The following is a 19,918-nucleotide window of genomic DNA, read 5'->3' as shown; positions in this document are numbered from 1 at the left end:
CCGGTAGTTTACCAACCCACCCCGCCCCCTACATCCCGCATGGGTAGAGCGATGCGGCTGCCACTAGGCTCGCCGGATGTCTGGGAGTTCTGGGATTGCCTCTGTCGCCGCCCTTGAGCAATGGCTGGCCGGGCTTGCGCCCGAGCGGCTGACGACTTTGCTGGAGGAGCGCGAGCTGCCGCGCGCCGCCGGCTATGAGAGGATCACCGGCTTCGGCGTACTCGCCGCACATCTGCTCACTGATCCGTCGGTTGCGGCCGGGATGCTGTCCCTCGACGCGGCCCATTGGGATCTCCTTGAGGCCGTCGGCACACGCGCCATGGAACAGTACGGGCCACCCCGCAGACCGCCCGCGCAGAACACCTATGCGCCGATGAACACGTATCCGCGGTTCGGCGACGGCGATGAGCGAAGCGGCGGCATCGAGCCGTACGACCGGCTCGTCCCCGAGGATGACCTGCTCAACTGGCTTCAGGAGGGCGGGGCTTCACTTTCCTGGCTGAAGTCGGGGCTCGCGCGGCTGCGGGAGCAAGCCCTGCTGCTGCCCGCCCCGGACGGGCAACTCGCGGTGCCCGCACGCGTACACCGGCTCGCCGCGGGCCAGGTCCACGGGCGTCGCGTGGACGAACTGCTCACCGGCGCCTTCAACGCCCCCGAGGTACGGCGCATCGCGGCCACGCTCGGCCTCGGCGACAAACTCTCACGCGGCGCCGCACAGGAAGGCATCACCGCCGTTCTGGGTGATCCGCAGCGGGTCCGCGCCCTGGTCGAGCAGGCCCCCCGGGAGGCGCACGATCTCCTGGAGCACCTCGTGCCGGGACCGCCCCTGATGCACACCCACTGCTTCGTCTCCCGATACGAGTCCATGGGCATCGCCTCGAACGCCTACGGCAGCACTCGGCGGTGGCATCCCGGCGACAAATTCACCTTCCGTGACGGCGGCAGCGGCGATGCGGGCACGGACTGGCTCGCCGCGCGTGGCATGGTCGTACCCGTCGGCCCCGACCTCGTCGAACTCTGCTACGAAGTGGGACACGCCCTGCGCGGTCCGCAGCCGTCTCCCACCATGCGGACCACTCCGCCACCTCTGACCGCGACGCCGGCGCTGCCCTCGTCCTGGCAGGACGAGGGCAGCATCGCCGCCGGGGCCGCGGCCTGGCGCGCCGAACTCGTCCTGCGGGAACTGGCGACGGCCCCCGTCGCCATCCGCAAGACGGGCGGTATCGCCGTACGGGAGACGCGGCGCCTGGCGAAGGCGGCGGGCGCGAGCGAGGTCGACACCAGGCTCTGGCTCGACCTCGCGGTGAACGCGGGCCTCGCCGCCCCCAAGGCGGACGAGGAAGCGCCCGCGGCACGCGGCCGCGGCCGCCGCACCGCTTCCCGTACGAAACCGTCCGCACGACTGCTGCCCACGTCCGCGTACGACACCTGGGCACGCGCCACACCGGCCGGGAAACTGCTGCCCCTGGTGGCCGCCTGGGCGGTAGTCCCGGAGGTGCTGACGTGCTGGCCGGACGCGGACGAGCCGCCCGTCGCACTCGTCTCCCCGAGCGACGGTTACGCGGTACCGCTGCGTCGCGGCCTGCTCGCCGCCCTCGCCGCACTCCCCGACGGACACGGGACCCAGGCCACGGGGGAGGCACGGCGCGCGCTGCTGGAGTGCGCGGCCTGGTTCCAGCCCGCTCTGTACGACCTCATGACGACGCCGGACGAGCCCGACGCACCGGAGGCGGACGGTCCGTACGGCGCCGGTGACCTGCTCGCCGACCTGACGGACCCGGAGCCACTGGAACAACTCGCCCTGCGCGCCGACGAGAACGGCGTGCCGCTCGGTGACCTCGCCGCGTTCCTGGAGCTCGCGCGGGAGCGCTTCACCACCGACGGGCAAAGTGAGACGCCTGCGGTCGCTGGCGCTGATGAGCACTCGCCCCTGGAGCAGCTCATCACGCTCGCGAAGACGGCCGGCCTGGGCAAGGTCGCCGACCTGCTCGCAGGTCTCGACCTCGACTACGTGGACACCGGAGACGACCACGACACCACCCATGCCCTCCTGCAGCGGCTGCGCGCCACCCTCGACGAGGCCGAACTGCTCGGGCTCATCGCGCACGGAGCACTCACCGACGCGGGCCGCGCCGTACACGCGCTCCTCGAAGCGGGAGCCCACCGGCACTACCCGTCCGTCCCCGGCGCACACGCAGACCCCGCGAGCGAAGGGACCGGCGCCGCGGCCGTCGGCGCCGACCTGGCCGGGCATCCCCACCTGGCCGCGGCCGTGGCCGGCCTCCGCGACAGCCTGCGCGCGACGCTGCCCGAGCCCAGCACCACCGCCCACTTCCAGGCCGACGCCACCGCGACCGTCACCGGAGCACCCGCCACCGAACTGGCCGAACTCCTCACCGCCGTCGGCGACATCGAATCCGAAGGGCACGCCGTGGTCTGGCGCATCACCCCCGCCTCGCTGCGCCGCGCCCTCGACACCGGATGGAGTGCCGACGACATCCTCGAACGCCTCCAAGCCGTGTGCGCGAACGGCACCCGGCTGCCCCAGCCGCTCACGTACACGATCAAGGACACGGCACGCACGCACGGCCGGCTCCGCGTCGTACGCAGCGCCTGCTGCATCCGCTCCGACGACACCGCGCTGATCACCGAAATCACCCGGGCCAAAAGCCTCGCCGCACTCGCACTGCGACGCATCGCACCCACCGTGGCCATCTCCACGGCCCCGCCGGAGACGACGCTCAGCGCACTGCGCCAGGCCGGATACGCCCCCGTACTCGAAGCGGAAACCGGCACCACGGTGATCGAACGCGCACCCGCGGACCGCGCCACCAGCACCGTGCCCACGCTCGACCAGGCACATCCCCAATACGGGCAGCGCACGAAAGGGCTGCCGTCCAGCGCGGCAGAGCTCGCCCAGCAGCTCATCAAGGCCAAGGCACGGCGCTGACACAAGTGCGCAGCCATCGGCGGGACCTTGCAGCCGCGGTTGTCGCCGGACAGTCGGCGCACGAGCCCCTCGCGCGGCAGCCGGTCCGCCCAGTCGGCAGCAGACCAGGGGAAATCACACCGCCACGAGCCGGACCCGATCGCCGCAGAGCTTGGCCATGTCGTCGATATCGGAAGTCAGCATGACCACGGGGCGGTGCTGTCGCAGCGCTGCCTCGGCGACCGCCGCATCGATCGCGTACTTGTGCCCGTGCAAACCGGCATTCATCAGCAACCCCGAGGCTGCCCTCGCCTCCTCGTCGCCCACTGCGACTACGCGCAGCCCGGAGATCATCCAGTTCAGGCGGGACTTGTTCGTGCGCGCGTGCACGGCCTCGATAAGGGTGAGCGCACTGATCACGACCTCCATGCCGCGCGAGCGCGCCTCGGCGATCAGAGCCACCACCTGCTCGTCGTCGGCGAGCAGCTTCGAGAGTCCCTCGCTGTCGAGGACCAGCGTCCCTTCGTGGCTCAGCCTGCGGCGGGCCACTCGGCCTCCTCGGCGAACACCTCGTCGAAGACCTGCCGTGCCCGCTGACGAGCAGGCTCGGAGACCGGTCCCTTGCGGCTCTCGTAGTCCGCCAGGTACTCGTCCAGGACCTGCCCACGCAGCTCACGCTCGACCGCCTCGGCGATGAACGCGGAGAACTCCCGCTTCCCCACCCGCGCCCGGATCGCCTCCGCGGTCCCCTCCGGCAGCGACAGGCTCACCCGCGTCGCCGGGCCTTCCCCGATGCTGTATGTCGTCTCAGCCATGTCCTCGATTGTGTCAAACGAGTAGGAAAGGCGCCACGTATCGAATCTGCACGGCCCCAGGTGGTGAAGAAGTCGTACGGATTGAGCCCCACCCGCCCCCACCTGCGCACCGGGAGATCGCTGCCAGAAACCCAGCACGGGCCTCTCATCCCATCCCGGCACGATCCCAGCACGGTACGGATGACCAGGGATGACGACGGATCACGAGGGGTCAGCCATCCCAGCACCATCCCAGCACGGGAAAAACCAAGGGCCCGACCCCGAAGAGCCGGACCCTCCCTGACCTGCATGTTTACCAGATCAGCGACGTGGTGATACGTCAGCCGCTACACGTTGAAGCGGAACTCCACCACGTCCCCGTCCTGCATCACATAGTCCTTGCCCTCCATGCGGGCCTTGCCCTTGGCGCGGGCCTCGGCCACCGAGCCGGTGTCGACCAGGTCGTCGAAGGAGATGACCTCGGCCTTGATGAAGCCCTTCTGGAAGTCGGTGTGGATCACACCGGCCGCCTCGGGGGCCGTGGCGCCCTTCTTGATCGTCCAGGCGCGGGACTCCTTGGGGCCGGCCGTGAGGTAGGTCTGCAGGCCGAGGGTGTTGAAACCTACGCGGGCGAGGGTGGCCAGGCCGGGCTCCTCGGCGCCGACCGACTCCAGCAGCTCCAGCGCGTCCTCCTCGTCCAGCTCGGCGAGGTCCGCCTCCAGCTTGGCGTTGAGGAAGATCGCCTCGGCGGGGGCGACCAGGGCACGCTGCTCGTTCTTGAAGTCCTCGTCGACCAGCTCGTCCTCGTCGACGTTGAAGACGTAGAGGAAGGGCTTCGTCGTGAGCAGGTGCAGGTCGTGCAGCAGTTCGTTGCGCTCGGTGCCCTGGACGATGCCGTGCGCGAAGAGCGTGTCGCCCTTCTCCAGGATCTCCTTGGCCTCCTCGACGGCCTGGACCTTCGGCGCGACGTCCTTCTTGATCCGGGACTCCTTCTGGAGCCGCGGCAGGACCTTCTCGATCGTCTGCAGGTCGGCGAGGATCAGCTCGGTGTTGATCGTCTCGATGTCGTCCTTCGGCGAGACCTTGCCGTCGACGTGGACGACGTTCTCGTCCTTGAAGGCACGGATGACCTGGCAGATCGCGTCGGACTCGCGGATGTTCGCAAGGAACTTGTTCCCGAGGCCCTCGCCCTCGGAGGCGCCGCGTACGATGCCGGCGATGTCCACGAAGTCGACCGTGGCCGGAAGGATGCGCTCGGAGGAGAAGATCGACGCAAGCTTGGCCAGACGGCCGTCGGGGACGCCCACCACGCCGACGTTCGGCTCGATCGTGGCGAACGGGTAGTTGGCCGCCAGCACGTCGTTCTTGGTCAGGGCGTTGAACAGGGTCGACTTGCCGACATTGGGCAGGCCGACGATTCCGATCGTGAGCGACACGTTGCGACTTCCCGTAGATGAGGTGGGCCAGGGGGTGGGTGCCAGGGGCCGGAGACCGACACTGACCGATCCCCCAGTTTACGGCGTCCCGACCCAGCGGCTCACAGGAGCTTCGAACGTCCGGCCAAGCTCTGCTCACCGGCGTGTCTGATGGGTGATTCGGCACATAAGCAGACCTAAGTTGGACCAGTGGAGCAACACAGATCGCGACCCCCGAACGACGGACCGCGACGCGGCACACCACCGTCCGCGCAGCTGCCCCCGCAGGCCCGGCACCGGCCGGGCGCGGGCCGGCGCGGACCCGGAGCGGGGGTGCGGCGGTCCGGGGGGCAGGGACGGGTATCGCTGGGGCCGCGGCTGCCGAACCCCCGCCTCACCGGGCTCGGCAGCGGGCTGTTCTGCATCGTCGTGATGTTCCTGCTCGGCTGCCTGGACGGGCTGCTGTTCGGCGGGTCCATGACGGCGTACGGCGTGCTGTTCCTGCCGGTGAGCGTGCTGAGCGCGCTGTGGGTGCGCGACGGGGACCTGCTGACCGCGCCCGTGGTGCTGCCGATGGCGTTCATAGGCGGGCTGTTTCCCGTCGCCGACGGCAAGGCAGGGCTGCTCGGGCGGCTGATGGGGGTGTTCACCGGGCTCGCCACCCAGGCCGGCTGGCTGTACGGCGGGACGCTCGTCGCGGGGGTGATCGTGCTCGTACGCCGGGTGCGGTGGGTGCGGCGGCGCCGGCGCCGGGCCTGAGCCCATGAGGCGCCGGGCCCCGGCCGCTACCGCTGCTGTTCGGCCGCACTCATCGCCGCTCCGACGATCCCTGCGTCGTTCTGCAGCTGCGCGGGCACGATCTCGGCTCTGATGCCCTCGATGAAGTGCAGGAACTTGTCCGCCTTGCGGCTGACCCCGCCGCCGATGATGAACAGCTCGGGCGAGAAGAGCATCTCCACGTGGGCGAGGTACTTCTGGACCCGGCGCGCCCAGTGCTCCCAGGTCAGGTCGTGGTCCTCCTTGGCCTTGCTGGAGGCGCGGGTCTCGGCGTCGTGGCCACTCAGCTCGAGGTGGCCCAGCTCCGTGTTCGGCAGCAGGACGCCGTCGACGAAGACGGCGCTGCCGATGCCCGTGCCGAAGGTGAGCAGGATGACCGTGCCCCCGCGGTCGCGGCCCGCGCCGAAGCGCATCTCGGCCACGCCCGCGGCGTCCGCGTCGTTGAGCACCGTCACCGGCAGCCCGCCGAGTCTGCCGCCGAACAGCGCACCCGCGTCCGTGTCGACCCAACTCTTGTCGACATTCGCGGCCGTCCGCACCATGGCGCCGCCGGTGACCACCCCGGGGAAGGTCAGGCCGACCGGGCCGGTCCAGCCGAAGTGGTCCACGACCTGCTTGACCCCGTCGGCCACGCCGTCCGGTGTCGCGGGATGCGGGGTGAGTACCTTGCAGCGCTCCTGGGCCAGGGCGCCCCTGTCCAGGTCCACAGGAGCACCCTTGATCCCGGATCCGCCGATGTCCACGCCGAAGATCTGCATGGCACTACGTTACGACGGACGACTGACAGTCACTCCCCGGCGCTGTCCACCGCGCCGGAACCGCCGCGCTCGGCGACCAGCGCGGCCGCCTCTTCGCGCAGGTCACGGCGGAGTTCCTTGGGCAGCGAGAAGATGATGGACTCCTCCACCGCCTTGACCAGCTCCACGTCGCCGTAGCCGCGCTCGGCGAGCCAGTCCAGCACCTCCTCGACCAGGACCTCCGGCACGGAGGCGCCGGAGGTGACGCCGACGGTCCGCACGCCCTCCAGCCAGGCCTCGTCGATCTCGGAGGCGAAGTCGACCAGGTAGGCCTCGCGGGAGCCGGCCAGCTTGGCGACCTCCACCAGCCGCTTGGAGTTGGAGGAGTTGTGCGAGCCGACGACGATGACCAGCTCGGCCTCGGCACCCATCTGCTTCACGGCGAGCTGGCGGTTCTGCGTGGCATAGCAGATGTCGTCGCTGGGCGGCGAGACGAGTCCCGGGAACTTGGTCTTCAGGGCGTCGACCGTCTCCATGGTCTCGTCCACGGAGAGGGTGGTCTGCGACAGCCAGACGACCTTCGACGGGTCGCGGACCTCGATCTTGGCGACGTCCTCGGGACCGTCGACGAGCTGGATGTGGTCGGGGGCCTCACCGGAGGTGCCGATGACCTCCTCGTGGCCCTCGTGACCGATCAGGAGGATGTCGTAGTCCTCGCTCGCGAACCGGACGGCTTCCTTGTGGACCTTGGTGACCAGGGGGCAGGTGGCGTCGATGGTGGCGAGCCGGCCCTGCTTGGCCTCCTCGTGCACGACCGGGGCGACGCCGTGGGCCGAGAACATCACGATGCTGCCCGGCGGCACCTCCTCCGTCCGCTCGACGAAGACGGCGCCCTTCTTGCGCAGGGTCTGCATGACGTACTTGTTGTGGACGATCTCGTGCCGGACGTAGATCGGGGCCCCGTACTGTTCGAGGGCCTTCTCGACGGCGGTCACGGCGCGGTCCACACCCGCGCAGTAGCCCCGGGGAGCGGCGAGCAGGACACGGCGGCCAGTCGAAGAGGTCATGCGTCCCATCGTAAGGCCGCGTTCGGCTGCTTTCGGCCGCGCAGAGATCGCGTGCTCGGTGCCCCACGGGGAAGACTGGTTGCCATGTCCGACACCGGTACGGCGGCTTGCGCGACCGACGAGCGGCACCGGCTGCGGCGCAGCCTCGGTTTCCGGGACCTCGTGGTCTACGGACTGCTGTTCATCGCGCCGATGGCGCCGGTGGGTGTGTTCGGCACGCTGGACGCCCGGTCGCACGGCGCGGTGGCACTGGTGTACGTGGTGGCCACGGTCGCGATGGCGTTCACCGCGTTCAGCTATGCGCAGATGGTGCGGGTCGTGCCGCAGGCCGGGTCGGTGTTCGCCTACGCGCGCGCGGGGCTCGGCGCAGGGGCCGGGTTCGTCGCGGGCTGGATGGCGATGCTGGACTACGTCCTCATTCCGGCCGTCGCCTATCTCTTCTCCGGCATCGCCATGAACGCGCTGGTCCCTCAGGTGTCCCGCTGGGTGTGGACGGCACTCGCGGTCGTGGTCACGACCCTGCTGAACCTGTGGGGCGTACGGGCTGCCGCGCGCGTGGGCTTTCTCGTGCTGGCCCTGGAGGTCGCCGTCCTGCTGGTCTTCGTGGCGGCGGCGATCGTCGTCCTGGCGTGGGACGGAGCGGCACGGGGGCTGCTGTCACCGCTGTCGGACGACGGCACGCAGGGCGCGTTCGCCCTCTCGGCGGTGCTCGGAGCGGTGTCGGTGGCCGTCCTGTCGTATCTGGGTTTCGACGCGATCGCGACGTTCGCCGAGGAGGTCACCGGGGGCTCGGCGAAGGTGGCGCGGGCGCTGTTGTTCTGCCTGGCGCTGGCCGGCGTGCTGTTCGTCGCGCAGACGTATCTGGTGGCGCTGCTGGAGCCGACGACGTCCGCGCAGCTGGCGGCCGATCCGGCCCGGCAGGGGGCCGCCTTCTACGACGCCGTGGACGCCTCCGTCGGGCGCCGGCTGCACGACCTGGTGGCCGCGAGCAAGGCGATCGGGGCGGCGTTCGCCGCGCTGGCGGGGCAGGCGGCGGCCGGGCGCCTGCTGTTCGCGATGAGCAGGGACCGGCGCCTGCCCCGTGCCCTGTCCCGGACGGACGCCGGGGTGCCGCGGGTCGCGCTGCTGTGTGCCGCGGTGGTCACGCTGCTCGCCGCGGGATGGGCGGCGCGCCGCGCCGACGGGCTGGACAAGCTGGTCTCGGTGGTCGACATCGGCGCGCTCACGGCGTTCACGCTGCTGCACGCGAGCGTGGTGGGGTACTTCGCGGTGCGCCGACCGGGGCGGGAGCCGGTGAGCTGGTGGCGGCATGTGCTGGTACCGGTGGCCGGGGCGGCGATCACGGTGGCGGTGATCGTGGCGGCGAGCGGGGCGGCGCAGGTGGTGGGAGCGGTGTGGCTGGTGATCGGGTTGGTGGTGCTGGTGGGGCAGCGGGGGCGCGTCCCGAACGGCTGACGGCTGCGCTGTCAGTACCCCCCGTTACTCTCGACCGCATGGCTGTGAACACCTCCCCCGAGGCACCGCTCCCCGTCGGCGAGGTCTCCCGGATGATCGGGGGCTGGATCGACCGGCTCGGCGCGGTGTGGGTCGAGGGGCAGATCACGCAGTTGTCCCGGCGGCCCGGTGCCGGGGTCGTGTTCCTGACGTTGCGGGATCCGTCGTACGACATCTCCGTGAGCGTGACCTGTTACCGGCAGGTGTTCGACGCCGTCGCCGACGTCGTCGGGGAGGGCGCCCGGGTCGTCGTGCTCGCCAAGCCGGAGTGGTACGCACCCCGGGGGCAGCTGTCCCTGCGCGCCGCCGAGATCAGGCCCGTCGGCGTCGGTGAGCTGCTGGCCCGGCTGGAGCAGCTGAAGAAGGCGCTGGCGGCAGAGGGCCTGTTCGCTGCGGAGCGGAAGAAGCCGCTGCCGTTCCTGCCGCAGCTGATCGGGCTGGTGTGCGGGCGGGCCTCGGCCGCGGAGCGGGACGTGCTGGAGAACGCCCGGCACCGCTGGCCGGCCGTCCGCTTCGAGGTGCGCAACGTCCCCGTGCAGGGTGTGCACGCGGTCCCCCAGGTCGTGCAGGCGGTGAAGGAGCTGGACGCGCTCGAGGAGGTGGACGTGATCATCGTCGCGCGCGGCGGCGGCAGCGTGGAGGACCTGCTGCCCTTCTCCGACGAGCAGCTCGTGCGGGCCGTCGCCGAGTGCCGTACGCCCGTCGTCTCCGCCATCGGGCACGAACCCGACACCCCGCTGCTGGACTACGTCGCCGATCTGCGCGCCTCCACCCCGACCGACGCGGCCAAGAAGGTCGTACCGGACGTGGGCGAGGAGTCCGAGCGGGTGCGGATGCTGCGCGACCGGGCCCGGCGCTGTGTGCACGCGTTCGTGGAGCGGGAGGAGCGGGGGCTGGCGCACGCGCTGGCCCGGCCGGCGATAGAGGATCCGCACCGGATGATCGACGAGCGCGCCGACCATGTGACCTCCCTCGTCGAGCGCAGCCGGCGCACCCTCGGCCACCTCCTGGACCGCGCGGACTCGGAGCTGACGCACACGCACGCGCGCGTGGTCGCCCTCTCCCCCGCGGCCACGCTCAAGCGCGGGTATGCGGTGCTGCAGAAGGCGGACGGGCACGTGGTGCGGGATCCGGCCGAGGTGACCGGCGGCGAGGCGCTGCGCGCGCGGGTCGCCGAGGGCGAGCTGACGGTTCGAGTCGACGACTAGGGTTGGGTGGATGACCGGCAAGGTGGACGAGGCGCTCTCCTACGAGCAGGCGCGGGACGAGTTGATCGAGGTCGTACGGCGCCTGGAGGCGGGTGGTACGACGCTGGAGGAGTCCCTGGCGCTGTGGGAGCGCGGCGAGGAGCTGGCCAGGGTGTGCCGGCGCTGGCTGGAGGGGGCGCGGGCCCGGCTGGACGCGGCGCTCGCGGAGGAAGAGGAAGACCCGGAGGACGAGGACGAATAGCAAGAGCCGTGCGCTGTGAAGCGGATCACCATGCCCCGATTTTCGTTGAAGCTTAAACCTCATCTGGCGTATGGTCGGTCGCGTCAGCCGGTCCGGCACCCCAGGACCGGACACGCACGTGAGGAAGTCCACGCATGTCTCTCGTTCTTGACCCCGCCGCCCAGGACCTGCTCTTCCGCGAGGCCCGCACCGCGAACACCTTCACCGACGAGCCGGTGACCGACGAGCAGGTCCAGGCGATCTACGACCTGGTCAAGTACGGCCCGACCGCCTTCAACCAGTCGCCGCTGCGCATCACCCTGGTCCGCTCCGCCGAGGCCCGCGAGCGCCTGGTGCAGCACATGGCCGAGGGCAACCAGCCCAAGACGGCCGCCGCCCCGCTGGTCGCGATCCTCTCCGCGGACAACGAGTTCCACGAGGAGCTGCCGACCCTCTTCCCGCACTTCCCGCAGGCCAAGGACGTCTTCTTCGCCGAGCGTCCGGCCCGCGAGGGTGCCGCCGCCCTGAACGCCGCCCTGCAGGCCGCGTACTTCATCATCGGCGTCCGCGCCGCCGGCCTCGCCGCCGGCCCGATGACCGGTCTCGACTTCGCGGGCGTCCAGAAGGAGTTCCTGGACGACGACCACACCCCGCTGATGGTCGTCAACATCGGCAAGCCGGGTGAGGACGCCTGGTTCCCGCGCTCGCCGCGCCTGGCGTACGAGGACGTCATCACGACCGTCTGAGCCATCGCAGACATGACACAGGCCCCCGGCACCGCCGGGGGCCTGTGCTGCATGCGCAGGTCACTTGGTCTTGAGCGCCGCCGCCATCTTCGTCAGGTCGTCGAAGGACGCCGTGCCTGCCACCACCGTCGTGGAGCCGTGCGTGCCGTTCAGGACGAGGGCGTCGTAACGGCCGCCGGTGTAGCGGGTCCAGGTGCGGCCGCCGATCGACTCGGTCCTGCTCGTCGCCGAGGCGCCCTGGCTGGCGTCGTCGACGAAGTCGGCCGGCTTCTGCGTGGACTGCTCGAGCTGTACGTACTGGCCGTCCGGGGTCTGGTAGCCCAGGTGCCAGCGCTGGTACTCGCCGTCGTAGGTCACGGAGGTCGCCTTCCAGGCGCTCGGCAGACCTTCGGGGGCCGCGACCGGGTAACTCGCGGCGCGCCGGGCCGTGATCAGCTCGACCCGGTAGTCGACCCGCTTGAGGTCAGGGGCGTGATCGTCGTGCGGGATCGTCAGGAAGTAGACGATCACCGCCGCGATACCCACCACGCCCAGGGAGAGGATCATGTCCCGGGCGGTCTTCTGCTTGCCTTTGGAACCTGCCACGCCTCCTATCGTCGCAGGTGCCCCAGGCGCTCATCCGTGGGGTCCCCTGCTCATTTTGTCTGCCTAACGATAGAGTCGGGGCCAACACCCTCATCCGGCCGTCGTCGTATCAGAAAGGTGCGCTCCGATGACCGAAAATCATCACCTTCCGTCCGAGCTCGATGTTCCCGCCGAGGCTCCCGACCGCAACCTCGCCCTGGAACTCGTCCGGGTGACCGAGGCCGCCGCCATGGCCGCGGGCCGCTGGGTGGGGCGTGGCGACAAGATCGGCGCCGACGGTGCCGCGGTACGCGCCATGCGCACCCTCGTCTCCACCGTGTCGATGAACGGCGTCGTCGTCATCGGGGAGGGCGAGAAGGACGAAGCCCCGATGCTCTTCAACGGCGAGCGCGTGGGCGACGGCACCGGTCCCGAGGTCGACATCGCCGTCGACCCGATCGACGGCACCACGCTGACGGCCAAGGGCATGCCGAACGCGATCGCCGTCCTGGCCGCCGCCGAGCGCGGCGCCATGTTCGACCCGTCCGCCGTGTTCTACATGGACAAGCTCGTGACCGGCCCCGAGGCCGCCGACTTCGTCGACATCGACGCACCCGTCGCCGTGAACATCCGGCGCATCGCCAAGGCCAAGCGGTCCGCGCCGGAGGACGTCACCGTCGTCATCCTCGACCGGCCCCGGCACGAGGGCCTGATCCAGGAGGTCCGGGAGGCGGGCGCGCGCATCAAGCTGATCTCCGACGGCGACGTCGCCGGCTCGGTGTACGCGCTGCGCGAGGGCACCGGTGTCGACCTGCTGCTCGGCATCGGCGGCACGCCCGAGGGCATCATCTCGGCCTGCGCCGTGAAGTGCCTGGGCGGCACGATCCAGGGCAAGCTGTGGCCCAAGGACGACGCGGAGCGGCAGCGGGCGATCGACGCCGGGCACGATCTGGACCGTGTGCTGACCACCGACGACCTGGTCTCGGGCGAGAACGTGTTCTTCGTCGCCACCGGGATCACCGACGGTGAGCTGCTGCGCGGTGTCCAGTACCGGTCGGAGAAGGCGCTGACCGAGTCGATCGTGATGCGGTCCAAGTCGGGCACCGTGCGCCGGATCGACTCCGAGCACCGGCTGAGCAAGCTGCGGGCCTACAGCGCGGTCGACTTCGACAGGGCCAAGTAGGCCCCGCGGCCGTCGGCGTCCGTTCAGCCGTCAGCCTCTGGCCAAGGGGAGCTGCGCGTCCGCGTCCAAAGGGAGCTGCGCGTCCGCCGGCGAGTGCGGATCGCCCAAGGCCGGCCGCGCAGTTCCCCCCGCCCCTGCTAGCCCGCCATCCTGTTCGCCGCCGTTGCCCGCGCCGCCTTCTTGAGTTCCATCTCCCTGCGGCGGCGCCTGGCCAGGACCACGCGGCGCTCCGCCGCGGTGAGGCCGCCCCAGACGCCGTAGGGCTCGGGCTGGAGGAGGGCGTGTTCGCGGCACTCGACCATCACCGGGCAGCGGGCGCAGACACGCTTGGCCGCCTCCTCGCGGGACAGCCGGGCGGCGGTCGGCTCCTTCGAGGGGGCGAAGAACAGGCCGGCCTCGTCGCGCCGGCACACCGCCTCGGTGTGCCAGGGCGCGTCTTGATCCCTGTCTCGCACTGGCACCCGCTGGGCCGGAACGGCAGCGACCTGCAGGGACGAATGCGGCGGTTGCAGCACGGTCTACTCCTGACGACGGCTTCGCGAGCGAGAGACGATGCAGCAAGGCCTACCCGCTGTGCGCGCGCCTATGCACTGCGTTCCCAACCGCGGGCGCACGACGGCTCGTTCACGCCCCCGAGTGCGCCTCGCAGGAGGACCGAACCCCTCCGGTCGCCGGTGGATTCGCGACTGTCAACGGTCCAGGTGTTTGCGCATCTTCCGGTCGACCTTGTCCTGGACCCGCTCCAGCTTGCGGTCGACCCTGCTCTGGACCCGGTCCAGGATGTCGCCTATGCGCTTGCCGCGCTTGGGCCGCGCCTCCACGTTGCCGAGAACGGCCCAGCCGTCGACGTAGACGACCGGGGCGTCGGACTCCACCGAGTCCAGCGTGTCCACCTCGAAGTTGCCGAGGACGCCGCCGCCGGTGCCACGCAGTGACACGTTCTCCGGCACGCGGATCTGGACGTCACCGAAGACCGAGACGGCCTTGATCACGACCTGCTGGTACTCGAAGATCGCCTCGCTGAGGTCGATCTCGATGCTGCCGAAGACGGAGTACGCGTGCAGCCGGCGCCCGGCGCGCCAGCGGCCGCGGCGCACGGCGCTGCTGAAGACGGCGACCACGTTGGCGTCCGCCTCGTGCGGGATCGCGCCCGGCGTGGGGCGGGGCGGGACAGGGGTGTAGGCGGGGCCGGCCGACTGCTGGTGGGCGGCGGGCAGGTCCCGTATGAAGACCTCCAGCTCGCCCACCGTCTTGGCGGCGAGGACGCCCTCGACCCGCTCGGCGTGCTCGTCGGCGGTCAGGCGCCCCTCGGCAAGGGCCTCGCGGAGGATCTCGGCGATGCGATCACGGTCGGCGTCCGAGGCACGCAGTTCGGAGACGGGTGCTTCGGTGTGCTTCTGAAGGTCCACGACAGCAGCGTACCGAAACGCGATAGATCGCGACTAGGGGTGTGGACAAGTCCGGGCGTGTCGAACTGAGCCTTACCTCACAGGTTCCGTGTCGGCGGCAGGTTCTACGCTGGTGAGGCCCGCCAGCGTCGGCGGGCAGCCGTCCGTCACAGTGAGGAATGGGCTGAGATGCCTGAGTTCGCGTACACCGATCTGCTCCCCCAGGGCGAGGACACCACTCCGTACCGGCTGGTGACCTCCGAGGGCGTGTCCACCGTCGAGGGACCGGACGGGCGGACGTTCCTCACGGTGGAGCCGGAGGCGCTGCGCAAGCTGGCCGAGGAGGCCATCCACGACATCCAGCACTACCTGCGCCCGGCCCACCTCGCCCAGCTCCGCCGGATCATCGACGACCCGGAGGCGTCGGGCAACGACAAGTTCGTCGCGCTGGACCTGCTGAAGAACGCGAACATCGCGGCGGCCGGCGTACTGCCCATGTGCCAGGACACCGGCACGGCGATCGTCATGGGCAAGCGCGGACAGAACGTGCTGACGCAGGGCGGCGACGAGGCGGCGCTGAGCCGCGGCATCTACGACGCCTACACCAAGCTCAACCTGCGCTACTCGCAGATGGCTCCGCTCACCATGTGGGAGGAGAAGAACACCGGCTCCAACCTGCCCGCGCAGATCGAGCTGTACGCGGCCGACGGCGGCGCCTACAAGTTCCTGTTCATGGCGAAGGGCGGCGGAAGCGCCAACAAGAGCTTCCTCTACCAGGAGACCAAGGCGGTCCTGAACGAGGCCTCCATGATGAAGTTCCTGGAGGAGAAGATCCGTTCGCTCGGTACGGCCGCCTGCCCGCCGTACCACCTGGCGATCGTCGTCGGCGGCACCAGCGCCGAGTACGCCCTCAAGACCGCGAAGTACGCCTCCGCGCACTACCTGGACGAGATCCCGGCGGAGGGCTCGGAGCTGGGCCACGGCTTCCGGGACAAGGAACTGGAGCAGAAGGTCTTCGAGCTGACCCAGAAGATCGGCATCGGCGCGCAGTTCGGCGGCAAGTACTTCTGCCACGACGTCCGCGTGGTCCGCCTGCCCCGGCACGGCGCGTCCTGCCCGGTCGCGATCGCCGTCTCCTGCTCGGCCGACCGCCAGGCGGTCGCGAAGATCACGGCCGAGGGTGTCTTCCTGGAGCAGCTGGAGACCGACCCGGCGCGCTTCCTGCCGGAGACGACCGACGAGCACCTGGAGTCGGACGGTGACGTCGTCAGGATCGACCTCAACCAGCCGATGGACACGATCCTCGCGGAGCTGACCAAGTACCCGGTCAAGACCCGGCTGTCCCTCACCGGCCCGCTCGTCGTGGCCCGGGACATCGCGCACGCCAAGATCAAGGAGCGGCTGGACGCGGGCGAGGAGATGCCGCAGTACCTGAAGGACCACCCGGTGTACTACGCGGGTCCGGCGAAGACCCCCGAGGGCTACGCCTCCGGTTCCTTCGGTCCCACGACGGCCGGCCGCATGGACTCCTACGTGGAGCAGTTCCAGGCCGCGGGCGGCTCCAAGGTGATGCTCGCCAAGGGCAACCGCAGCAAGCAGGTCACGGACGCGTGCGACGCCCACGGCGGCTTCTACCTCGGCTCCATCGGCGGCCCCGCCGCCCGCCTCGCCCAGGACTGCATCAAGAAGGTCGAGGTCCTCGAGTACGAGGAGCTGGGCATGGAGGCCGTCTGGAAGATCGAGGTCGAGGACTTCCCGGCGTTCGTCGTGGTGGACGACAAGGGCAATGACTTCTTCACTTCGCGGGAACCTGAGCAGCCGACGTTCACCAGCATCCCGGTGCGGGGCCCCGGCCTGTCCTGAGCCACCCCCAAGCGCCTCACAGACCCCCCGGCGTCGCCGGGGGGTCTGCTGCCGTCCCGTGGGTGGCACTATGAGCCCCCCGCTCCCGTGGCTTGAAGCGCACCCTTGACGCCAGCACGGCAGGATCGGGGGGCCGTGCGTAGAAGTCCGTGCAATCCGCGTGGCCCGGGAGGCTGCTGTGTCGCGTCGGCCCGCTCGTTGAACCAACGGTCCGGAGTCCCGGTCCGGCCTGACCTCTGACCCCGTGAGGCACCACAGGAGCCCCCGGCCGCCGGCCGGGGGCTTCGGCGCGTCCGGGGGCGCTCCGTCGGCACGGGCCGCGCGGTCCGGTCGTCCGGCCCGGATCGGAAGCGGTTCGGAAGCGGTGAAACCGCCTCCAGCCGGGTGGTTGTCGGGCAAGGTAACTCCGTTCGTACCTAAGAGACGAGCGAGACCCGGCGGTCTGCCGGGAACTGCGAGGACCCATGAACCACACCTACAAGCCGCCGAGCTTGTTACCCGCCGCCGGCCAGGAACGCACGTACGCGTTGATCATCGCCGGTGTTCCTCTGCTGCTGATCCTGCTGACCGGTGTCCTGCCCCAGCTGCACTCCGGCAGCGGTGGATCCACGGGCGCGGCCGTGAGCGGCAACGGCGGCTACTCCTACCAGCCGTCCCTCACCGATCCGGCGACGCCGGACACCTCCACACCGGACACCTCCGCATCGGACATCTCCACGCCGGACACCTCCACGACGTACGGCACGGCCCCGCAGACGCCCACCTCGGGCAGCGACGCCACCGGCCTCTCCCCCGGCCCGGCCGGCTCACCGGCCACGGACGGTGCGACCGGCACGGACGGGGCGACCGATCCCGCCTCGACGGTCAAGGGTTACTTCGCGGCCATCAACAGCCGTGATTTCCACGCCGCCTGGGACCTCGGCGGCAAGAACCTCGACTCGTCCTACTCCTCCTTCGTCGCGGGCTTCGAGGGCACCGAACACGACGACGTGACCGTCGAGTCCGTCGACGGCACGACCGTCTCGGTGAGCCTCGTCGCCCGGCAGAGCGACGGCACACAGAAGTCGTACAGCGGCCGGTACACGGTGGCGGACGGAACCATCACCAGCGCCTCGATAACCCCTGCCGGCTGAGCAGAGCGGAGCAGCGAAGACATGGCCAACGACATCCTCTCCCGCTCCGCTCCACCGCCGGAGCCGACCGGGCCCGCCCCGGGCCGCCTGCCCGGGGACGCCACGAGCAACGCCACCCGGCTGCTGTGCGCCGGGACCTACCTCGACCCGGTCTACCGGGCCACCGTCATCCGCGAGCTGCTGACCCACCGGTTCCGGGTCGTGGCACCGTCGTACGGCTACGACGCGGTTCCCGTGCTCGCGCACGCCCTGGCGGCGCGCCGGCTGCACCGCGCCCGGCTGGCCGTCCTCGGCGCGGGCCTCGCCGTGACGTTCGTCCTCATGGGCGCCGGCGTCCTGAACGCGTACGCCGGGTGGCTGACGGCGCTGTGGCTGGTGTGGGTCACCGCGTATCTACGGCGGGTCGTCACCCTGCAGACCCTGATGTCCCGGCTGCGCCGCCGTACCGACCCGGCGGCCCCGGCGAGCGCCTTCGACGGCTCCTACCCCGAGCACCCCCGGCTGACGGCCGAACTGGTGGCCAAGATCGACCGGGAGCAGACGGCGGACGGCAGCCTGGTCCGCTACGGCGGCTACAAGCCGTTCGTCGGCGCGGGCGAGCCGGTGCGGCGGTGGTCGACCGCCGAGCTGCTGACCGGGGCGCCGGCCCCGGTGTTCGAGCAGCACCAGCGTTTCCCGGGCGCGCCCCCGGCTCCCACCGGGAACGGCCAGGAGCCCCGGCGGCAGGAGGTCATCGCCTTCACCGCCGACGAGATCACCGCCTATGTCGCCGAGCGCATGACCGCGGACCTGCGCGACCGGGCACGCGAGCCGGAGCGGATCACCGGACTCGCCGTCGAGCGCAGCACGTTCACCACGGCCGTCACCACGCGGCTCGGCATGTGGCAGCCGGACCCGGCGAAGGCCGACGGCGGCTGGGAGGACGCCTACGGCTCGCAACGCGCGTATCTGTGCGTGCGGGTGGGCACGTGGAACCAGGAGCTGGTCACCACCGCGTTCGTCGGCTTCGACCTCAAGGGGAACACCCTGCACACCGAGTTCTACTCGTATGTGCTGGCGCCGATCCAGGCGAGCTTCCACCTGGTGGACCGGCTCCCCGCCGCGCTGGACGGCCGGCTGCTGCTCAAGGTCGCGTGGCACACGCTGCGGGCCACACCCGAGGCCGCGCTGCGGCCCGCACTCTCCCGGCTGCGCGCCCTGTTGCCGCGCCTGCTGCCCTGGCGGTGGGGAAAGACCCGGATCCTGGTGCTGCAGCCGCCCGACACCAGTGAGTTCCGCCTCGGCCGCTACGCGGACACCGTGCTGAACCGCGGGGCGCTCACCAGCATCCGGGAGATGGCGACCAGCGACGACTTCCACGTCTTCTTCCAGGAGACGGACACGATCAAGTACACGCAGATCGTGGAGCGTCAACTGCTGCAGGTCGTGCGCGACTTCCTGCACGCGCACAACGTGGACCTGGCGGAGCACGAGGCCCGCCAGACGAACATCCTCAACAGCTACGGGGACAACAACAACTTCGTGAACAACAACAACGGCGGCACCGTCAACTCCGGGACACAGAACTTCCATCGGGGTTCCGAGGGCGGGCAGGGGGCGGGTACCTCATGACCAGCAGTCCCGAAGCGGGGCACCACAGCAACTACGTGAGCAACAACAACGGCGGCATCGTCAACTCGGGGACGCAGACCTTCCACGGCGGCACCGCAGGGGCCGCCGCACCGGCCCGGTCGGGTCCCGGCCACGACCCCGGCCACGGCCCAGGCCACGGCCCAGGCACCCGCCCCGGTCCTTCACCGGACCGCAGTCGCAACGTCTTCGTCGTCCACGGGCGGGACGAGGAGGCGCGGCTGAAGGTGTTCGACCTGCTGCGCCTGCTCGATCTGCGTCCGCTGGAGTGGGAGGACCTGGTCAGAGCCACCGGCAGGACGGCGCCGTTCCTCGGCGAGGTCGTCGCGCAGGCACCCGCGCAGGCCCAGGCGGCGCTGGTGCTGCTCACCCCGGACGACGTCGTCCAGCTGCACCCGGACCTGCGGGGCCCGAACGAGCCGCCGTACGAGAGCGAGCCGACCGGTCAGCCCCGGCCGAACGTGCTGATCGAACTGGGCATGGTGCTGATGGCCTACCCGGAGCGCACGCTGCTGGTGGAGATCGGCGGGCTGCGCACGATCTCCGACATCGCGGGCATGAACGTCATCCGCTTCGACGGCTCGGCGACCGCCCTCGGCAAGGTCGTCGAGCGGCTGAAGCTGGCGGGCTGCAAGGTCAACGACACCGGCTCGGACTGGCGCCAGACCTGGCCGTACGCCCATCTGTCGGCGTACGGCCGCTCGGGGCGGACGGTGCCGCCGGTCCGCTGAGCCGCGGTACGGGCCCGATGACAGGGGGAGGGGCCCGTAC

At 70.6% G+C, this 19,918-nt stretch carries 19 protein-coding genes; 11 read left to right on the top strand and 8 right to left on the bottom strand.

The window, feature by feature from the left end; all coding sequences use genetic code 11:
• Positions 1-76 precede the first annotated feature (76 nt).
• Positions 77-2,950, top strand: coding sequence for a helicase-associated domain-containing protein (locus GQF42_RS27770; RefSeq protein ID WP_158924270.1), 2,874 nt, complete (start codon positions 77-79; stop codon positions 2,948-2,950).
• A 114-nt stretch (positions 2,951-3,064) separates the two neighbouring features.
• Here the strand turns inward: GQF42_RS27770 and GQF42_RS27765 are convergent, their stop codons facing one another.
• The 3 genes from GQF42_RS27765 to ychF all read right to left on the bottom strand — a co-directional run bounded on the left by GQF42_RS27765 (position 3,065) and on the right by ychF (position 5,159).
• Positions 3,065-3,478, bottom strand: a complete 414-nt coding sequence (locus GQF42_RS27765; RefSeq protein ID WP_158924268.1) for a DNA-binding protein — start codon at positions 3,476-3,478, stop codon at positions 3,065-3,067.
• Positions 3,460-3,744 carry a hypothetical protein gene (locus GQF42_RS27760; protein ID WP_006138089.1) on the bottom strand — a complete coding sequence of 95 codons (285 nt, stop codon included), beginning with the start codon at positions 3,742-3,744 and terminating at the stop codon, positions 3,460-3,462. Before GQF42_RS27760 ends, GQF42_RS27765 begins: the two co-directional genes overlap by 19 nt.
• Positions 3,745-4,070: 326 nt before the next feature.
• The gene (gene ychF, locus GQF42_RS27755; protein WP_158924266.1) at positions 4,071-5,159 is read right to left on the bottom strand and encodes a redox-regulated ATPase YchF; all 1,089 of its coding nucleotides are present in this window, start codon (positions 5,157-5,159) and stop codon (positions 4,071-4,073) included.
• Between the two features lie 312 nt (positions 5,160-5,471).
• Between ychF and GQF42_RS27750 the strand changes: the two genes are divergently transcribed.
• Positions 5,472-5,897, top strand: coding sequence for a DUF6542 domain-containing protein (locus GQF42_RS27750; RefSeq protein WP_158924264.1), 426 nt, complete (start codon positions 5,472-5,474; stop codon positions 5,895-5,897).
• Positions 5,898-5,923: 26 nt separating this feature from the next.
• Here GQF42_RS27750 and ppgK read toward each other — a convergent pair whose 3' ends face one another.
• Positions 5,924-6,673 carry a polyphosphate--glucose phosphotransferase gene (ppgK, locus tag GQF42_RS27745; protein WP_158924262.1) on the bottom strand — a complete coding sequence of 250 codons (750 nt, stop codon included), beginning with the start codon at positions 6,671-6,673 and terminating at the stop codon, positions 5,924-5,926.
• 29 nt (positions 6,674-6,702) lie between these two features.
• Complete coding sequence (locus GQF42_RS27740; RefSeq protein WP_158924260.1) at positions 6,703-7,728, bottom strand: 4-hydroxy-3-methylbut-2-enyl diphosphate reductase; 1,026 nt, start codon at positions 7,726-7,728, stop codon at positions 6,703-6,705.
• A gap of 75 nt (positions 7,729-7,803) precedes the next feature.
• Between GQF42_RS27740 and GQF42_RS27735 the strand changes: the two genes are divergently transcribed.
• The 4 genes from GQF42_RS27735 (at position 7,804) to GQF42_RS27720 (ending at position 11,387) form a co-directional block, all read left to right on the top strand.
• On the top strand, positions 7,804-9,174 hold the full coding sequence (locus GQF42_RS27735; RefSeq protein ID WP_158924258.1) for an APC family permease: 1,371 nt from the start codon (positions 7,804-7,806) through the stop codon (positions 9,172-9,174).
• A gap of 38 nt (positions 9,175-9,212) precedes the next feature.
• Complete coding sequence (gene xseA, locus GQF42_RS27730) at positions 9,213-10,421, top strand: exodeoxyribonuclease VII large subunit (RefSeq protein ID WP_158924256.1); 1,209 nt, start codon at positions 9,213-9,215, stop codon at positions 10,419-10,421.
• A gap of 10 nt (positions 10,422-10,431) precedes the next feature.
• Entirely contained in the window at positions 10,432-10,662 is a 231-nt protein-coding gene (locus GQF42_RS27725; RefSeq protein WP_158924254.1) for an exodeoxyribonuclease VII small subunit, read from the top strand.
• A 134-nt stretch (positions 10,663-10,796) separates the two neighbouring features.
• The gene (locus GQF42_RS27720) at positions 10,797-11,387 is read left to right on the top strand and encodes a malonic semialdehyde reductase (protein ID WP_158924252.1); all 591 of its coding nucleotides are present in this window, start codon (positions 10,797-10,799) and stop codon (positions 11,385-11,387) included.
• A gap of 60 nt (positions 11,388-11,447) precedes the next feature.
• Here the strand turns inward: GQF42_RS27720 and GQF42_RS27715 are convergent, their stop codons facing one another.
• On the bottom strand, positions 11,448-11,972 hold the full coding sequence (locus tag GQF42_RS27715) for a DUF4245 domain-containing protein (RefSeq protein ID WP_158924250.1): 525 nt from the start codon (positions 11,970-11,972) through the stop codon (positions 11,448-11,450).
• 127 nt (positions 11,973-12,099) lie between these two features.
• On the opposite strand from GQF42_RS27715, the gene glpX reads away from it, so the two are divergent.
• Positions 12,100-13,134 carry a class II fructose-bisphosphatase gene (glpX, locus tag GQF42_RS27710; RefSeq protein WP_158924248.1) on the top strand — a complete coding sequence of 345 codons (1,035 nt, stop codon included), beginning with the start codon at positions 12,100-12,102 and terminating at the stop codon, positions 13,132-13,134.
• 137 nt (positions 13,135-13,271) lie between these two features.
• On the opposite strand, the gene GQF42_RS27705 is transcribed toward glpX, so the two are convergent.
• A complete protein-coding gene (locus GQF42_RS27705; RefSeq protein WP_158924246.1) occupies positions 13,272-13,649 on the bottom strand; it encodes a WhiB family transcriptional regulator in 378 nt (125 codons plus the stop codon).
• Between the two features lie 174 nt (positions 13,650-13,823).
• Complete coding sequence (locus GQF42_RS27700; RefSeq protein ID WP_158924244.1) at positions 13,824-14,543, bottom strand: DUF1707 SHOCT-like domain-containing protein; 720 nt, start codon at positions 14,541-14,543, stop codon at positions 13,824-13,826.
• Between the two features lie 168 nt (positions 14,544-14,711).
• On the opposite strand from GQF42_RS27700, the gene GQF42_RS27695 reads away from it, so the two are divergent.
• The 4 genes from GQF42_RS27695 (at position 14,712) to GQF42_RS27680 (ending at position 19,878) form a co-directional block, all read left to right on the top strand.
• A complete protein-coding gene (locus tag GQF42_RS27695; RefSeq protein ID WP_158924242.1) occupies positions 14,712-16,385 on the top strand; it encodes a fumarate hydratase in 1,674 nt (557 codons plus the stop codon).
• 464 nt (positions 16,386-16,849) lie between these two features.
• Positions 16,850-17,518, top strand: coding sequence for a hypothetical protein (locus GQF42_RS27690; protein WP_158924240.1), 669 nt, complete (start codon positions 16,850-16,852; stop codon positions 17,516-17,518).
• 21 nt (positions 17,519-17,539) lie between these two features.
• Complete coding sequence (locus GQF42_RS27685) at positions 17,540-19,129, top strand: hypothetical protein (RefSeq protein WP_199272822.1); 1,590 nt, start codon at positions 17,540-17,542, stop codon at positions 19,127-19,129.
• Positions 19,126-19,878 carry a TIR domain-containing protein gene (locus GQF42_RS27680; RefSeq protein WP_158924238.1) on the top strand — a complete coding sequence of 251 codons (753 nt, stop codon included), beginning with the start codon at positions 19,126-19,128 and terminating at the stop codon, positions 19,876-19,878. The genes GQF42_RS27685 and GQF42_RS27680 overlap by 4 nt, the downstream gene beginning before the upstream one ends.
• The last annotated feature ends 40 nt before the right edge of the window (positions 19,879-19,918 follow it).

Source organism: Streptomyces broussonetiae (assembly GCF_009796285.1).
Classification (GTDB): Bacteria; Actinomycetota; Actinomycetes; order Streptomycetales; family Streptomycetaceae; genus Streptomyces; species Streptomyces broussonetiae.
This window is presented reverse-complemented; position numbering and strand designations above follow the sequence as displayed.

Excerpts from the sequence above, each read along its gene's own strand:
- GQF42_RS27760 (WP_006138089.1), bottom strand. The coding sequence starts at position 3,744 with ATGGCTGAGACGACATACAGCATCGGGGAAGGCCCGGCGACGCGGGTG.
- GQF42_RS27720 (WP_158924252.1), top strand. The coding sequence starts at position 10,797 with ATGTCTCTCGTTCTTGACCCCGCCGCCCAGGACCTGCTCTTCCGCGAG.
- ppgK (WP_158924262.1), bottom strand. The coding sequence starts at position 6,673 with ATGCAGATCTTCGGCGTGGACATCGGCGGATCCGGGATCAAGGGTGCT.
- GQF42_RS27690 (WP_158924240.1), top strand. The coding sequence starts at position 16,850 with ATGAACCACACCTACAAGCCGCCGAGCTTGTTACCCGCCGCCGGCCAG.
- GQF42_RS27685 (WP_199272822.1), top strand. The coding sequence starts at position 17,540 with ATGGCCAACGACATCCTCTCCCGCTCCGCTCCACCGCCGGAGCCGACC.
- glpX (WP_158924248.1), top strand. The coding sequence starts at position 12,100 with ATGACCGAAAATCATCACCTTCCGTCCGAGCTCGATGTTCCCGCCGAG.
- GQF42_RS27770 (WP_158924270.1), top strand. The coding sequence starts at position 77 with ATGTCTGGGAGTTCTGGGATTGCCTCTGTCGCCGCCCTTGAGCAATGG.
- GQF42_RS27725 (WP_158924254.1), top strand. The coding sequence starts at position 10,432 with ATGACCGGCAAGGTGGACGAGGCGCTCTCCTACGAGCAGGCGCGGGAC.
- GQF42_RS27680 (WP_158924238.1), top strand. The coding sequence starts at position 19,126 with ATGACCAGCAGTCCCGAAGCGGGGCACCACAGCAACTACGTGAGCAAC.
- GQF42_RS27735 (WP_158924258.1), top strand. The coding sequence starts at position 7,804 with ATGTCCGACACCGGTACGGCGGCTTGCGCGACCGACGAGCGGCACCGG.
- xseA (WP_158924256.1), top strand. The coding sequence starts at position 9,213 with ATGGCTGTGAACACCTCCCCCGAGGCACCGCTCCCCGTCGGCGAGGTC.
- GQF42_RS27740 (WP_158924260.1), bottom strand. The coding sequence starts at position 7,728 with ATGGGACGCATGACCTCTTCGACTGGCCGCCGTGTCCTGCTCGCCGCT.
- GQF42_RS27695 (WP_158924242.1), top strand. The coding sequence starts at position 14,712 with ATGCCTGAGTTCGCGTACACCGATCTGCTCCCCCAGGGCGAGGACACC.